The organism is Hymenobacter coccineus (genome assembly GCF_001816125.1).
Lineage (GTDB): Bacteria > Bacteroidota > Bacteroidia > Cytophagales > Hymenobacteraceae > Hymenobacter > Hymenobacter coccineus.
In genome coordinates this window covers 54,961-69,439 of sequence record NZ_MDZA01000033.1, presented here as the reverse complement: position 1 = coordinate 69,439, position 14,479 = coordinate 54,961, and the positions used below count along the sequence as shown (strand labels likewise).

At 65.4% G+C, this 14,479-nt stretch carries 10 protein-coding genes; 2 read left to right on the top strand and 8 right to left on the bottom strand.

Annotation, left to right across the window (positions count from 1 at the left end):
- Positions 1 to 57 precede the first annotated feature (57 nt).
- Positions 58 to 348 carry a c-type cytochrome gene (locus BEN49_RS02880; RefSeq protein WP_070740479.1) on the bottom strand — a complete coding sequence of 97 codons (291 nt, stop codon included), beginning with the start codon at positions 346 to 348 and terminating at the stop codon, positions 58 to 60.
- 100 nt (positions 349 to 448) lie between these two features.
- Here BEN49_RS02880 and BEN49_RS02875 point away from each other — a divergent pair, with 100 nt between their 5' ends.
- Positions 449 to 1,570 (top strand): glycosyltransferase family 4 protein, encoded by a 1,122-nt coding sequence (locus BEN49_RS02875; protein ID WP_070740476.1) that lies wholly within the window; start codon positions 449 to 451, stop codon positions 1,568 to 1,570.
- Between the two features lie 39 nt (positions 1,571 to 1,609).
- Positions 1,610 to 2,158 carry a dTDP-4-dehydrorhamnose 3,5-epimerase gene (gene rfbC / locus BEN49_RS02870; protein WP_070740473.1) on the top strand — a complete coding sequence of 183 codons (549 nt, stop codon included), beginning with the start codon at positions 1,610 to 1,612 and terminating at the stop codon, positions 2,156 to 2,158.
- An 82-nt stretch (positions 2,159 to 2,240) separates the two neighbouring features.
- On the opposite strand, the gene BEN49_RS02865 is transcribed toward rfbC, so the two are convergent.
- The 7 genes from BEN49_RS02865 to BEN49_RS02840 form a co-directional block, all read right to left on the bottom strand.
- On the bottom strand, positions 2,241 to 3,914 hold the full coding sequence (locus BEN49_RS02865) for a peptidase dimerization domain-containing protein (RefSeq protein WP_070740470.1): 1,674 nt from the start codon (positions 3,912 to 3,914) through the stop codon (positions 2,241 to 2,243).
- A 78-nt stretch (positions 3,915 to 3,992) separates the two neighbouring features.
- On the bottom strand, positions 3,993 to 5,462 hold the full coding sequence (locus BEN49_RS28765; protein ID WP_204376040.1) for a zinc-dependent metalloprotease: 1,470 nt from the start codon (positions 5,460 to 5,462) through the stop codon (positions 3,993 to 3,995).
- Positions 5,459 to 6,538 carry a DUF5117 domain-containing protein gene (locus BEN49_RS28760; RefSeq protein ID WP_204376039.1) on the bottom strand — a complete coding sequence of 360 codons (1,080 nt, stop codon included), beginning with the start codon at positions 6,536 to 6,538 and terminating at the stop codon, positions 5,459 to 5,461. Before BEN49_RS28760 ends, BEN49_RS28765 begins: the two co-directional genes overlap by 4 nt.
- Positions 6,539 to 6,809: 271 nt before the next feature.
- Positions 6,810 to 8,255 (bottom strand): RagB/SusD family nutrient uptake outer membrane protein, encoded by a 1,446-nt coding sequence (locus tag BEN49_RS02855; protein WP_070740467.1) that lies wholly within the window; start codon positions 8,253 to 8,255, stop codon positions 6,810 to 6,812.
- Positions 8,256 to 8,281: 26 nt separating this feature from the next.
- Entirely contained in the window at positions 8,282 to 11,431 is a 3,150-nt protein-coding gene (locus tag BEN49_RS02850; protein ID WP_070740464.1) for a SusC/RagA family TonB-linked outer membrane protein, read from the bottom strand.
- Between the two features lie 787 nt (positions 11,432 to 12,218).
- The gene (locus tag BEN49_RS02845; protein ID WP_070740502.1) at positions 12,219 to 13,541 is read right to left on the bottom strand and encodes a UDP-N-acetylmuramoyl-tripeptide--D-alanyl-D-alanine ligase; all 1,323 of its coding nucleotides are present in this window, start codon (positions 13,539 to 13,541) and stop codon (positions 12,219 to 12,221) included.
- A gap of 261 nt (positions 13,542 to 13,802) precedes the next feature.
- Positions 13,803 to 14,366 carry a Riean_0653 family protein gene (locus BEN49_RS02840; protein WP_125916454.1) on the bottom strand — a complete coding sequence of 188 codons (564 nt, stop codon included), beginning with the start codon at positions 14,364 to 14,366 and terminating at the stop codon, positions 13,803 to 13,805.
- Positions 14,367 to 14,479: the final 113 nt, after the last annotated feature.

Sequence of the window (14,479 nt, the reverse complement as noted above, 5' to 3'; positions counted from 1 at the left end):
GGTGCGGGCCCGCGGGGGCAGCGCCCCGGGGCCCCGCCGCGGCCGCGCGGCAAGTAACTACTTAAAGGTAAGGGAATACGCTACCAATTGCTCGATCTGGGCTGCCGAAAGCTTGGTTTTGAAGGCCGGCATCTTGCCCATGCCGTTGGTGACGAGGTAGGTGCGCCCGAAGGCGTTGAGGTTGCTTTTGGTCAGGTCGTGGGCCCCGTTCAGGCCCAGCTTGCCGTTGGCCCCGTGGCAGCGCGCGCAGTTTTGCTGGAACAAGGCCTTGCCCGGCGGCACGGGCGGCGCGGCCCACAGCACCGCCGGGGCCCCCAGTAAAACGGGTAGTAACAAACGAGACATCATGCACTCCTAACAAAGATTACGGCCGCAAAGGTCGGCGCGGCGGCGCGCTTGTGCCGACCTTTGCCCGGCCAACCCTTTTTGCCGCTTTTTTTATTCGTTCGTGCGCGTCGCCATCGTTATCAACACCAGCTGGAACATCTGGAATTTCCGCGCCGGCCTCGTCAGGGCCCTGCAAGCCGCCGGCCACGAGGTGCTGGCCATTGCCCCGCCCGACGACTACTCTGTGCGCCTCGAAACCGAGCTGGGCTGCCGCTTCGTACCGATTTTGATGGAAAACAAGGGCACCAACCCCGCCAAGGACGCTCAGCTCACGCGCCGCTTTTATAAGATTTACAAGCGCGAGCGGCCCGACGTGGTGCTGCACTACACCATCAAGCCCAACATCTACGGCACGCTGGCGGCGCGGCTGGCGGGCGTGCCGTGCATCAACAACGTGAGCGGGCTGGGCACGGTGTTCCTCATCCGCAACGTGGTGAGCCGCGTGGCGCTGGGCCTGTACCGGGTGGCGTTCCGGTTTCCGCGCAAGGTGTTTTTCCAAAACGCCGACGACCGCCAGCTCTTCGTTGAGCACGGCCTGGTGCGGGCCGAAATTGCCGGCCTGCTGCCCGGCTCGGGCGTCGACACGGCCCGGTTCCGGCCGGCCGCCACATTCGTGCGCAACGAGCCGTTCGTGTTCCTGATGGTGGCGCGGGTGCTCTACGAGAAGGGCATTCAGGAGTATTTTGAGGCGGCCAAGCTGGTGCGCCAGGCCGTGCCCGGCACGCGGGTGCAGCTGCTGGGGGCCCTGGACGAGGCCGGCGGCGTGGGCGTGGCGCGGGCCGTGTTCGAGGGCTGGCTCGCCGCCGGCGACATCGAATACCTGGGCCGCTCCGACGACGTGGCCGGCCACCTGCACCGCGCCGACTGCGTGGTGCTGCCCAGCTACCGCGAGGGCACGCCCAAAACCCTACTCGAAGCCGCCGCCTGCGGCAAGCCTTTGGTGACCACTGACGTGCCCGGCTGCCGCGACACCGTGCAGGACGGCCAGAACGGCTACCTCTGCCAAGTGCGCTCAGGCCCCGACCTGGCCGCCAAAATGCTGCAAGTGCTGCGCCTGGGGCCCCTGGAGCTGCAGCAGATGGGGCAGGCCAGCCGCGCGCTGGTCGAAACCAAGTTCGACGAAAAGCTGGTGCTGGCCCAGTACCTGCAAGCCGTGGCCGCTGTGCCGGGGCCCAAAAAATAACCTGCTTCCCCCAACGCTATTTTATAGCTTTGCTGCCCTATGCAAGTCAAAAAGACCGCCATTGCCGGCCCCATCGAGTTCATTCCCCGCTTGTTTGGCGACCCGCGCGGGGTGTTTTACGAAACCTTTAGCGCCCGCTTGATGCAGGAGGCCGGCCTGCCCGCCGACCTCGATTGGGTGCAGGACAACCAGAGCAAGTCGCAGCCCGGCGTGCTGCGGGGCCTGCACTTCCAGAAGCCGCCGCACGCGCAGGCTAAAATTGTGCGCGTGGCCCAGGGCCGGGCCCTGGATGTGATTGTAGACATACGCCGCGATTCGCCCACCTACGGCCAGCACGTGGCCGTGGAACTGAGCGCCGCGCTGGGCAACATTTTCTACGTGCCCGTTGGCTTCGCCCACGGCTTCGTGGCCCTGGAAGAAGACACGCTCTTTCTCTACAAATGCTCGAACTATTACGCGCCGCCTTCCGAAGGCGGCCTGTTCTGGAACGACCCGGCGCTGGGCATCGACTGGAACGTGGAGAACCCCACGATTTCGCCCAAAGACGCCATCCTGCCCACGCTAGCCGACTTGGATAGCCCGTTTTAGGGCCCCACAGTACCCAGCAAAAAGGGCCGGCCGCACAATGCGGCCGGCCCTTTTTGCTGTTTTTCTTGCCGGCGCCTTGGCCCTAGTCCGTCCCGTTGGCTTTGGCTGGGGCCCCGGCGGGGCGCACAGTGGGGTAGGTGATGCCGAGTTGCTCCAGGTAGGACTTGTACTTGGCGGGGTTGTAGTAATACTTCGCCATTTCGGGGCGGTACTGGGCCATGATGTTCTTGTTGAGGGTGATGGCGGGCTTGTCGGTGGCCGATACCATGGGCGTGTACTTGGTGTCCTTGGTTTGCACGTCAGTGAAGTACGTCCAAGCATCCTTAATGAGGGCGGGGTTCACCAGCATGTCGAGCAGCGTGAGGGCCTCGGCCTTGGCGCCGGCCGTGACGCCCTTGTGGGCGATGGGTGTGGCCATGGCAATGGCGTTGGACCAGTGGTGGCCGGGCAGGCCGGGGATGTTGGCCGGGTAGCGCAGCACCACGGTGGGCACGTTCCAGGAGATGTCGGCGATGTCGTCGGAGCCGCCGCCGATGGAAAACGCCTCGGGGGCCGTTAGCGAGTCAAGCTTGGTGGCTAGGCCGTCGATGGGGCGGTTGCGGCGGTCGGTTTTGGGGGCTTTCATTTCTACCTGGGTGGCGCGGGCCAGCACCTGGTCGTCGGCGCTCCACTGGGGCAGGCCCACGGTGCGCATGTTCTGGTACATGGCCTCGGCAATGGCCTTGTTCATGTGGCCGGGCCAGGCGCTGCCCAGCACCTCGTGGGTGGTGGTGGTCTTGGTCATGAGGGTGGCGCCCTCGGCCATCTTGAGGGCGTCGGCGTACATCTCCATGATTTTGGGGTAGGTGCGGTCGCGGAAGTAGTACCACACCGACGCCTTGGAAGGCACCACGTTGGGCTGGTCGCCGCCGTCGGGGATGACGTAGTGCGAGCGCTGCGTCACCTCCATGTGTTCGCGGTGGAAGTTCCAGCCCACGTCCATCAGCTCCACGGCGTCGAGGGCGCTGCGGCCGCGCCAGGGGGCCCCGGCCGAGTGGGCCGCCTGCCCGTCGAAGTCGAACTTGACCGATATCATCCCGTTGCCGCCGTTGTCGCCGTACGACACGCCCAGGTTGTCGCCCACGTGGGTGAAGATGCAGGCGTCCACGTTCTTAAAATAGCCGTCGCGCACGAAGTAGGCCTTGGTGCCGAGCTGCTCCTCGGCCACGCCGGGCCACAGCATGAGGGTGCCGGGCAGGTGCTCGCGCTCCATAATTTTCTTCAAGGCCAGCACGGCCGTGATGTTCAGCGGCACGCCCGAGTTGTGGCCCTCGCCGTGGCCCGGGGCCCCCTCGATGATGGGGTCGTGGTAGGCCACGCCGGGCTTTTGCGAGGCCTTCGGAATGCAGTCGATGTCGCTGCCGATGGCAATAACCGGCTTGCCCTTGCCCCAGGTGGCCGTCCAGGCCGTGGGCACGCCCGAAATGCCGGTTTGAATCACGAAGCCGTTCTTCTTGAGGATGCCGGTGAGGTAGCGCGAGGTTTCCGTTTCCTGGAAGCCCAGCTCGCCGAAACTGAACACCATGTCCACCATCTGCTGGGTGGTCTTCTGCTGCTTGTCGATTTCCACGAGCAGCTCTTTCTTAAGCGCTTCGAGCTTGGCGGGCGGCATGGCGGGGGCCTGGGCCCGGGCCCCCAGCGGGGCCAGCGCCAGCCCGGCCAGCAGGCCCGCGGCCAGCCAGCTGCGCTTGCCCAGAGAGGTAGAAGTTTGGTTCATGCGGCGAGGGATTAAGGTGAAGAATCGGGAAAAGTGGGCCCCGGCCGGCGGGTGGCTGGGGCCCTAAGCATCAATAGGCTACGTCGTCGCCCAGGAAATCCAGGCCGGGCATGCCGATGGGGGCCCCGGGGGCGTGTCCACGCCGGGGTTGGGCACGAACTTGTTGGGGTCGTCTTCAAACTTGCGGATTTGGGCCAGGCCGAAGAGCAGGCTGGCTTTGTGGCGGGGCGGGGCGGCGGCGAGGTGGGCCGTCATCCACTGCTTGAGGCCGGCGACTTCGAGCAGGCTTTCGCCGCGCACGCTCTCGGCGGCGTCGGGGGCGGCGGCGAGTTGCAGCAACGATTTCAGGGTAAGGTTATTAACCAGCACTTGCAGCTCGCCTTTGTAGCCGGCGGGCAGGGGCGCCTTCCAGGTTTGGGCCAGCATCTTGTCCACCACCGGCAGAAAGCCGGGCTGCTGGGCGTCGCGGGCGTGGTACTCCACGAGGCGGGCGGCCCGCTCGGGGTTCAGCACCGAGGCGATGGTGAGGGCCGCGGCCGTTTCGGCGGCGGCGATGGGGTCGAAGGTGGGCCCCGTGTGGCCGCTGAAGGTTTCCATACTGCTGGGGAAGCCCGAGGGCCGCGGCGGAATCTGCTTGATCAGGGCCTCGGGCAGGGCCAGGGCGGTGGGCGTCACGGTGGCCATCAGCGCATCAAAGGCCCGCCACTGTTCGGCCGGCGCCACCATCCGCGTAATCACCTGGCCGTCGCCCTTCACGGCGTGGGTGAAGTAGAGGCCGCCGAGCGACTTCGCCGCCGCCTCCACCTGGTAGCGGTGCAGCAGGTACATGGGCACCAGCACTTCCTCCAGCGTGGCCATGGGGGCCCCGGCCGGAATGGCGTTGGTGGAGAAGTTATCGAGCACGTGGCGGCGCACGTTCATCAACGTGTTCAGCTGGGTCACGGCGTTCGTGCCCTCGTCCCACTGGTTGGCGGTGGGGTGCACGTAACCGCCGATGTCGGGGATGAAGATGTGGCCCTGGGCCAGCGTTTCCTTCATGATTTTTTCCAGCCCGGCCGCCTCGTCGGTGCCCTTCGGGAAGTCCTGGTAGCCCCAGAGAATGGCGCGCTTGTCCCAGCTGCCGATGCCCGTGGCGTAGGCCTGCGACACGTCCACGGTGCCGTCGGCCTTCAGCGAGAAGCGCGGAAACGGGTAGTCCATCACCGAGCCCCGGTCCTTGGTGCTGGAAGTGAAGTTGTGGTAGAGGCCCAGCGTGTGGCCGATTTCGTGGGCCGAAAGCTGGCGCACGCGGGCCAGGGCCATGGTGGCCATGGCGGTGGGCACGGGCTGGCCGGGCTTGTAGGGCTGGAGCAGGCCCTCGGCCAGCAGGTAGTCCTGGCGGTGGCGGTCGGAGCCAAGCGTGACGACGCCCTTGATGATTTCGCCGGTGCGTGGGTCGATGTACGACGAGCCGTAGGAAAACGCGCGCGGGTTGCCGGCGCGGTCCACCCAGTTCACCACGTTGTAGCGGATGTCCATGGGGTCGGCGCCCTCGGGTAGTTCCTTCACGACGAAGGCGTTGCGGTAGCCGGCGGCTTCAAACGCTTGGTTCCACCAGGCGCCGCCCTCGATGAGGGCCCGCTTGACGTCGGGCGGGCCCCGCGGTCGATGTAGTAGGTGATGGGCGTCACCGGGTCGCTGAGGGCGGCGGTGGGGTCCTTCTTGGCGAGCCGGTGCCGCCGGGTGTAGCGCCGCACCAGCGGCTCGGTCATGGGGGCCGAAAAATCCTGGTACGTGAACTGGTTGAAGCCCGAGCGCGGGTCGAACAGCCGGGACTGGTAGCCGGCGTCGGGCAGGGCCACGAACGACTGGTGCATGCGCACGGTCACGGCGTTGGGGTCGGGGGCAATGTCGGGGCCCCCGCCGAAGCCCCGGCCCGCCGAGCTGGGGCCCCCCACGAAGGTGACGATGGCTTCGAACTCGGTGTTCCGGGGGAAGTTCTTGGTATTGTCGGGGTACACCGCCGAACGGGTTTCGTCGAGGCGATAGGGCGCGGGGGCCGCGCCCGCCCCGGCGCCGGCCCGCAGCCCGGCGAAGTTGCGGCGGCCCAGTTGGTCGGTCAGCTTCTGGCTGTCGCGCACCAAAAAGGGCGTCAGGTCCAGCAGCACCTTGCTGCCCTCGATGGCCACCGGCGCGAAGCCCCAGATGATGGACTTGGCAAAGGCGCTTTCCACCGCCCGCTGCTCGTCGGGGCCCGGTGCCGAGGCCCGGAAGTTGAGGTTGGGCTCCAGCAAAAACACCTTGCCCCCGGTGCGCACGAACTTGGCCACCGCCGCAGAGGCCGCGCCTCGCTCGGGCCCCCCCTGGCCCACGCCGTCGGTGAGGGAGCTGAAGTACAGGAACTCCTGGTCGAACTTCTCCAGCTCTAGGTACACTTTGCCGGTTTTCTCGTCGTAGTAATACGGGAAGTAGCCCTCGGTTTTTTTCAGGCCCTTGGTCACCGCATCAAGCGTGGCTGCGGGCTGGCCAGCGGGGCGGGCGGCCGGCGCCGTGGCGGCCGCCGGGGCATTCTTGTTGGCGCGTTGCGCCGTAGCCAGGCCACTGGCGGCCAACAGGGTAATTAGCAGTAAAGAAGGGCGCTTCATTCAGGCAGGAAAAGGAATTGGGGCGATAGGGCCAGGGGGCAATATCACTATAAGGGTGTTTAATTACACTATTTACCCGTTATGCAGAGCGCAATTTGCCCGTCATGCAGCGTGCAATTCACTCGTCATGCAGCGCGCAATTTGCCCGTCATGCAGAGCGCAGCGAAGCATCTTTCTCGCGCCACTAACTATGATTACTGCTGCGGGAAAGATGCTTCGCTGCGCTCTGCATGACGTTCTAACGATTTTGAATCAAATGCCTGAATAGCTTCTAAAGCAGTTTATTACTGGAAATTTCGGCGTTCGGAATTGGGAAAATGTACTCGGGCTGGCTGGGCGAAATGGCCGGCGCCGTGCCCTTGGCTGGGATGGGGAGCAGGTTGCGCAGCAGGTCGTTCGAGCGGAAGCCTTCGCCCAGCAGCTCGATGCGCCGCTCTACCCAAATAGTGCTGGTGAGGGCCCCCGCGGTGCCCACCGCCGCGGCCGGGAAGGCGTAGGTGGCGTCGGAGCGCTGGCGCACAGCGGTGAGCAGGGCCGTGGCGGTGGCCAAGTCGGGGCTGGGCTGGCGGGCGAGGGCCTCGGCGTAGTTCAGCAGCACCTCGGCGTAGCGGACGACGGGCACGTAGTCGAGGTAGGGGTTGGCGGTGCGGTACTTGGTGAGGTACACGGTGGTGCCGGCGGTGCGCAGCATGGTGCGGCGCAGGTCGGCCGCGCGCCAGGTGGCGTTGCCCAGGATGCCGGTTGGGTTCAGGTTGTACTCCTGGTTGAAGGTGTACTCGTAGCCCAGCGAGCTTTGGCCGCTCACGTTGTCGAGCGTCGTCATGGGCATCGACAGGATGGACTCGGTAGTGGTGTAATCGGTGCTGAAAATGGTGTTGATGTTGGCCTGGAGCTGGTGCGCCACGCCGCTGGGGGCCCTAAACGGCGCGGCGGCCGACACGATTTTCTTGGCCTCCGTCACTACGTCGGCGTAGCGGCCCATGTTCAGGTACACCCGGGTTTTCAGGGCGATGGCCGTGTTGCGGTGGGCGCGGGTGGTGTTCAGCAGGCCGGTGGCGTAGGTGAGGGGCAGCGTGGCCTCGGCGTCGTTCAAGTCCTTTAGTATCTGCACGTACACCGCCGCCACGGTGCTGCGCGCCATGTCGTTGTTGGCGGTGCTGATTTCGCCCGCCAGGCGCAGTGGCACGGCCAGCGACGCCCCGCTGTCCTTCACGTAGGGCTGGCCGTAGAGCGTGACCAGCGCGAAGTAGCTCAGGGCCCTAACCAGCTTGGCCTCGCCGGTGTACTGCGCGGCGGTGGCGGCCGGCACCACGGTGGGGTTGGCCGCCAGCCCGTCCACCACCAGGTTGGCCGAGTTGATGGTCGCGTAGGCCGTGCTCCAGGTCGTCAGCGCGTCGTTCGAGCCCGAGTTGATGGTGTGGTTCCAGGCGTCGTAGCCGGTGAACACGTTTTGGAGGCGGTTGATGAACTCCTCGCCCCGGATGTCGCTCAGCATCAGGTAGCGGCCGCCGTAGAAGCTGCCGTTTTTGAGGCCCGCGTACATGCCGTTCACCTGGCCCAGCACGCGGTCGGGGGTGTTGAAGAGCAGGCTGCCTTGCAGCGAGGTGCGCGGCACCGGGTTGAGCAGGGTTTTTTCGTTGCAGGCCGGCAGGGCCAGCAATAGGGCCCCCAGGCCGGCCGCGGCCAGCGCGCGGGGCGGAAGTAGTCGTATCAGCATGTGCGAAGAATTGACGGGAGAGGAGGTTAGAAGCCCACGTTCACGCCCAGCGTGAAGGTGCGGCCCTGCGGAATCGAGTTCTTGTCGACGCCGGGCGTGGTGTTGTTGTTGCCGTTCGAGGAGATGTCGGGGTCGGTGCCGGTGTACTTCGTAATCAGGAAGCCGTTGAACACCTGCCCGTACACGCGCACCGAGCTGATGCCGGAGGTGCCCAGTGCGCTCAGCGGCAGCCGGTAGCCGATGCCCGCCGATTGCAGGCGCAGGTAGTCGCCCTTCTCCACGTTGGCCGACACCGGGAACGAGGAGCCGTTGGAGAGCAAGTCGCCGTACACCACCCGCGGAATGTCCGTCACCTGGCCCGGCGTAGTCCAGCGCTCCAGCACTTCGGTCGAGTTGTTCCAGAAGCGCTGGTCGCGCCAGGTGGCCTTGCTGCCGTTCATCACGTAGTTGCCGCCCGAGTAGGTCAGGTTCACGGTCACGTCGAAGTTGCCGTACTTGAAGGTGTTGTTGAAGCCGCCGTACCAGGTGGGCAGCGCGTTGCCCAGCAGCTGGTAGTCCGACACGCTGATGGCCGCCGCGGTGCGCCCGTCGAGGTAGGTCCAGCGGCTCTGGCCCGAGGGCACGGCGTGGTTGTACTGCACCTGCTCGCCGGCCCGGTTGATGAAGATGCGCCGGCCGTTTTCGGGGTTCACGCCGGCCGTGCGGGCCCCGTAGAGGCTGCCTACCGAGTAGCCCACGCGGGTGATGTTGGTGGTTTCGGAGCTAGTGCTGGTGGTGCCCACCAACTCGGTGCCCGCGCCGTACAGCTCAGTCACCAGGTTCTTGTTAGTAGTGTAGTTCAAGTTGGCCGACCAGCTGAACTGGCCGCGGTTGACGAGGCTGGCCGTGATGCCGGCCTCAAAGCCACGGTTGTACATCGAGCCCACGTTTTGCAGGATGGCGTTGCCCGGAATGCCCTTCGACGGCGACATGGGCACGTTCAGAATCAGGCCGTCCACGTTGTTGCGGTAGTAGGTCAGGTCGAGCTGCACCCGGTCGTTGAACAGGCCAATGTCGGCCCCCACGTTGGTTTGCTTGCTGGTTTCCCAGCCCAAATCGGGGTTGCCGCCCTGGCTGAAAATCCACGTCGACGCCCCGCCGTACAGCGCCGCGTTGTAGAGCGAGAGCGAGCCGTAGGAGTTGGCCAGGTTGCCGTTGCCCACCTTGCCCCAGCTGGCGCGCAGCTTCAGGTTCGTCACCACCTCGGCCAGCTTCGAGGTCTTGTAAAATTCCTCCTGGCTCAGGGCCCAGCCGCCCGATACGCCCCCGAACACGCCGTACTTTTTGTCGGTGCCCAGCGCCGAGTTGCCGTCGCGCCGGAAGTTGACGGTCAGGAAGTAGCGCTTGTCGAAGTCGTAGGTCAGGCGGGCAAACGTGGAGGCAAAGGCCCGCTCGCTCAGCGCGTTGCTCACGGGCACAATGTTGGAGTAGCTGCCCTGGAAGCTGTCAAAAAAGCCGTCCGCAATCTGCGAGCGGGTGGCGCCCCACGACGAGTTCTCGAACTTCTGCACGTCGTAGCCCACCAGCAGGCTCACCGAGTTTTTGGGCCCCAGCGTGCGCTGGTAGGTCAGGGTGTTGGTAACGTTCCAGTTGTTCACCAGCAGGCTGTTGTTGGTGGCGTTGCCGCTGCCGAAGCCGGGCCCGTGCACGGCGCTTTGGAAGTTCTCGTTCTCAATTTTGAGGCGGTCCACGCCGTAGTTCAGCCGGTACTCCAGGCCCTTAAACGGCGTCACGCCCACCGAGAAGTTGGTGATGATGCGGTCGTTTTCCGAGGTGTACTTGTTGAGGTCCAGCATCGGCACCGGGTTGTAGAAGTTGCTGGCCACCATGTTGTTGCCCATGCCCAGGGTGTTGGCCGTGCTCACGTTGTAGCTGCCGTCGGCGTTGTAGGGCCCCACGTTGGGGGCCGAGAGCCAGGCCAGCCGCGCCGAGCCCACCAGCCCAAAGGCGTTGCCTTCGAGCGAGCCCGTGTTGGGCGAGGCGTTCAGGCTGTTGGTGTAGTTGGCGTTGCCGCTCAAACTCAGCCAGGGCGTGAGCTGGTGGCTCAGGTTGAAGCGCACGCCCTTGCGCGTGAACTCGTTGGTTTTCAGGATGCCCTTTTGGTCGGAGTAGTTGGTCGAGAGGTAATATTTCGTCGTTTCCGAGCCGCCCGACACGCTCAGGCTATGGTTTTGCGACACGCCGGTTTGGTACACTTCCTTGTACCAGTCCGTGTCCACGAGCGAGCCGTCGGCGTTGTAGGTCGGGAAGAACGAGGCCCCCGGCACGGTGGCCGTGTTCTCGTTGCCCGACGACATTTTGGCGTTCAGCACCGCCTCGTTTTTGATGAGCATGAACTGCTCGGCGTTCAGCATAGTGGGCAGGCGCACGGCGTTGGTCACGCCCGCCCAGCCCTCGTAGGTCACGCGGGCCTTGCCGGCCTTGCCGCTTTTGGTGGTGATGAGGATGACTCCCGCCGCCGCCCGCGAGCCGTAGATGGCCGTGCTGGCCGCGTCCTTCAGCACGTCAATCGAGGCAATGTCGGCCGGGTTGATGTCGCCCAGCGGGTTGTTGGCCACCGTGGTATTGGCCGCCAGGTTGCCCGTGTTGATGGGAATGCCGTCTACCACAATCAGCGGGTAAGAGCTGAGGGAGATGGAGTTAACGCCCCGGATGCGGATGACCGGGGCGTTGTTCAGCACGCCGTTGGGCTGCCCGATGCTCACGCCCGTGGCCTTGCCGGCCAGCCCCTGGTCGAAGCTCTGCACCGGCAAATCCTTGATGGTTTCGCCCGATACCCGGGCCGCGGCCCCCGTGAATTCGGCCTTGGTTTGGGTGCCGTAGCCCACCACCACCACGTCGTCGAGTTGCTTGCTATCCGTAGCCAGCGCCACGTTGACGGTGGTGCGGCCGGCCACTGCCACTTCCTGCGCCGCGTAGCCCAGGAAGGAAAAAACCAGCCGGGCGTCTGGCGCGCAAGTGAGGGTGAACACGCCCTCGGCGTCGGTGCCGGTGCCTTGGTTGGTGCCCTTCACCAGCACCGTCACGCCCGGCAGCGGGGCCCCGGCCTGGTCCTTCACTTGGCCCGATACCTTGCTTTGGGCCATGGCTTGGCCCGCCAGCAGCAGCGCCAGCAGCATTAGTAGTAGTTTTCTCATGTGGTTGCGATTGGTGAAAAACTGCCCTGCCGGGGCCAGCCCGTGCGGATCCAGGCGGCCAGTGTGGCCGTCGGCTAGAAGTCAGGAAGTGGTTGATTCCGCGGTTTCGGTGGGGAAAGCGGCGGAACGGGTGCGCCGCGGGGCCCTGCGCGGTGCCGGAGAGGGCAACGCCAAAGCCGCGGCGGGCAGCAACAGGCCCACGAAAAGGAGCCCCGGCTAAAAAAGACGGGCGTTGCGGGAAGTGGGAAGGGGTGAGGGTGGGCCCCGGCGGCCCTGCGGTACGCAGCAGCCGGCGCGGGGCGCCGTACGTGGAGGAAGTTAGGCGGCCGACTGCCGGGTGGGAGCCAGGTCGGCAAGCAACTAGAACATCAGCCGGGGTGGGATTCCGGCACCGGCCCCGCCGGTGGAAACCGGGGGCTTAGGTGGGCTGATTCAGCACGTAAGAAGAGAACGAAAAGCGTTCGGTAGGTAAGCGGCTAGTGCGCTCCGCAGCGTGAGGCGGGGCGTTGGTTTCGTTGAGCCAATTCTACGAAGGCATTTCGGTAATTAAAAACCGTTGCTAAACTTTTTCAATATTCCGCTGGATTTTTACCTTTTGATATAGCGAACATTAATTCGTATAAAATACTGATTAATAATACTATAAATATAGGAATAGTAAAAATAACGACAGCCGTTTTTGTTTGTGAAAAATTTCACATAAAAATCATATTCTGCTAATTTTCGGGAAGCGTTGGTCTCTTGCCCCGCTACCGCGCGTGACTCCCGGGGCCCCAGACGGCTGGTTTTACAGCAGCTCCACCAGCGTTTCCAGGGCCATACCGCGGCTGCCCTTCACCAGCACCTGCCGGCCGCTGAGGGGCGCGGCCGCCAGCCAGGCGGCGGCTTCGGCCTTGGTGGCAAAGTGGCGGGCCCCGGGGCCTAGCACGGCTTTGGCCTGCGCCATTTCAGAACCCACCAGCAGCACTTCGGGCAGGGCCAGGCCGGCCAGCAGTTCGCCCAGGGCGCGGTGCTCGGCGGCGGCTTCGGGGCCCAGTTCGAACATGTCGCCGAGGATAACCAGCTTGGCCTGCCCGGCCGTGGTGGGCCGCTCGGCGAAGCTGCGCAGCGCGGCGGCCATGCTGCTGGGGTTGGCGTTGTAGGCGTCGAGGACCAGCTCGTTGCCGCGGGCGGTGCGCACCAGCTGCGAGCGGTTGTTCTGGGGGTTGTAGGCGGCCAGGGCGGCGGCCACGGCCTCCGGGGGCACGCCGAAAAACTGGCCCACGGCGGCGGCGGCGGCCAGGTTGGGGAAGTTGTAGCCGCCAGTGAGCTGCACCGCCACGTCGGGCCCCTGGGGCCCCAGGCGCAGGGCCAGGGCGGGGTCGGCGGCGAGCAGGGTGGCGGGGAAGTTGTCGGCGGGCCCCGGGTAGGTGCGGCGCTGGGGCACGGCCGCGGCGCGCGCCACTACCTGCGCGTCGAGGGTGTTGACGAAGGCCAGGCCGCCGGTGTCGCGCAGGAAATCAAACAGCTCGCCCTTGCCCAGGGCCACGCCTTCGGCCCCACCGAAGCCTTCGAGGTGGGCCTTGCCGATGTTGGTGAGCAGGCCGTGGGTGGGGCGGGCCCACTGGCAGTAGGCTGCGATTTCGCCCCGGTGGTTGGCGCCCATTTCCACCACCGCAAAGTCGTGCTCATCCAGCCGCAGGCGCAGCAGGGTGAGGGGCACGCCGATGTGGTTGTTGAAGTTGCCGAGCGTGGCCAGCACCCGGAACCGCTTGGTCAGCACGGCGGTGAGCAGCTCCTTGGTGGTGGTTTTGCCGTTCGAGCCCGACACGGCCAGCACGGGGCCCCCGAACTGCTGGCGGTGGTGCGCGGCCAGGGCTTGCAGGGCCCCCAGCGGGTCGGGCGCGAAGAAGTAGTGGGCGGCATCTTGGGCGGCCAGCGCCGCGTCGTCCACCACCGCCACCTGGGCCCCCTTGGCCACGGCCTGGGGCGCAAAGTCGGCGCCGCGGAAGCTGGGGCCGTTCAGGGCAAAGAACAGGGTGCCCGGCTGGGGCTGGCGCGAATCGGTGCTGACCTGGCCGCGGGCGGCCAGGTAGTGGGCGTAGAGGGCGGGAAGGTCGAAGGCGGGCATGGGGCAAGCGGCGGCGGCCAAACCCGGCCGCAACGCCGGGGCAAATTAAACCCCAAACGAACGCGAGCAGCAGGTAGCATCCCTCAGTCGGGCGGCCTGGGGGCGCCGCAAAAGGGGCGGGGCTACCCCCGTTGCGCCGGCCGCCGGGGCAGCAGCGGTGTAACTGGCGGCTTCTTGCGAAGCGCATGGCCCGTGCCTAGCGGCGCCGCGGCCAGTCCGTGCTGGGCGCTCATTAGGGCCCCAGTGCGGTAGGAAATCTGCCTAGCGGTGGTCGAATTTCAGGTCGAAGCGGCCTTGGGTGATTTGCACTGGGGTCCCAGTGGCGTCATCCTGCGGGGCCATTGTAAATGTACCCGAAACGATGTTCTGCACCGTGTCGAAGCGGGTGATGATGAGCTCTCCCGGCGCATTTGGGCTCGTGTAGCAATCGAGGTTAGGTGCCGGCCTTGAATGGACGTAGTGGCCGTAGCCAGCGGCGAAGCGCCCACCGGTGATGGCTGGATCCTGGTTGAGTACGAATGTGCCCGCGTGTCGAATGTCGGGTAGATAGAACTCAATGCCCCAGTCTTCCTCAATTGAAAAACGGTGGAAAGACACAGCCAATGAAAACCCAGTCTTACTTTTCTTCCAGTAGCCGTTATTCGGCATTCCGGTGCTAATGGTGCTGCGCACGGGCACCCAGGCCTTGCCCTCGAGCAGCCAGCCGGCCGTGTTCAGGCCCTGCTCGGTGGCGTCGGGCAGCTGCTCGAGCGGGCTCAGGTCCTTTTTGCAGCCGGCGAGCAGCACCAATAGGGCCCCCGTGCAAAGCATTAATGGTTTGTTCATAGCCGGTAGAAGCAAGTGGGTGGGAAACCGTGAAATGTACGCCGCGGGGGTGGCCCGCCGGGCGTTGAGGCCTCAACGGCGGGCACTTAGGGCCCCGGGCGCGGGCCGGGCCG

Coding starts and splice junctions, on each gene's coding strand:
- BEN49_RS02840 (WP_125916454.1), bottom strand. CDS start 14,366: ATGAACAAACCATTAATGCTTTGCACGGGGGCCCTATTGGTGCTGCTC.
- BEN49_RS02850 (WP_070740464.1), bottom strand. CDS start 11,431: ATGAGAAAACTACTACTAATGCTGCTGGCGCTGCTGCTGGCGGGCCAA.
- BEN49_RS02855 (WP_070740467.1), bottom strand. CDS start 8,255: ATGCTGATACGACTACTTCCGCCCCGCGCGCTGGCCGCGGCCGGCCTG.
- BEN49_RS02845 (WP_070740502.1), bottom strand. CDS start 13,541: ATGCCCGCCTTCGACCTTCCCGCCCTCTACGCCCACTACCTGGCCGCC.
- rfbC (WP_070740473.1), top strand. CDS start 1,610: ATGCAAGTCAAAAAGACCGCCATTGCCGGCCCCATCGAGTTCATTCCC.
- BEN49_RS28760 (WP_204376039.1), bottom strand. CDS start 6,538: ATGAAGCGCCCTTCTTTACTGCTAATTACCCTGTTGGCCGCCAGTGGC.
- BEN49_RS02865 (WP_070740470.1), bottom strand. CDS start 3,914: ATGAACCAAACTTCTACCTCTCTGGGCAAGCGCAGCTGGCTGGCCGCG.
- BEN49_RS02880 (WP_070740479.1), bottom strand. CDS start 348: ATGATGTCTCGTTTGTTACTACCCGTTTTACTGGGGGCCCCGGCGGTG.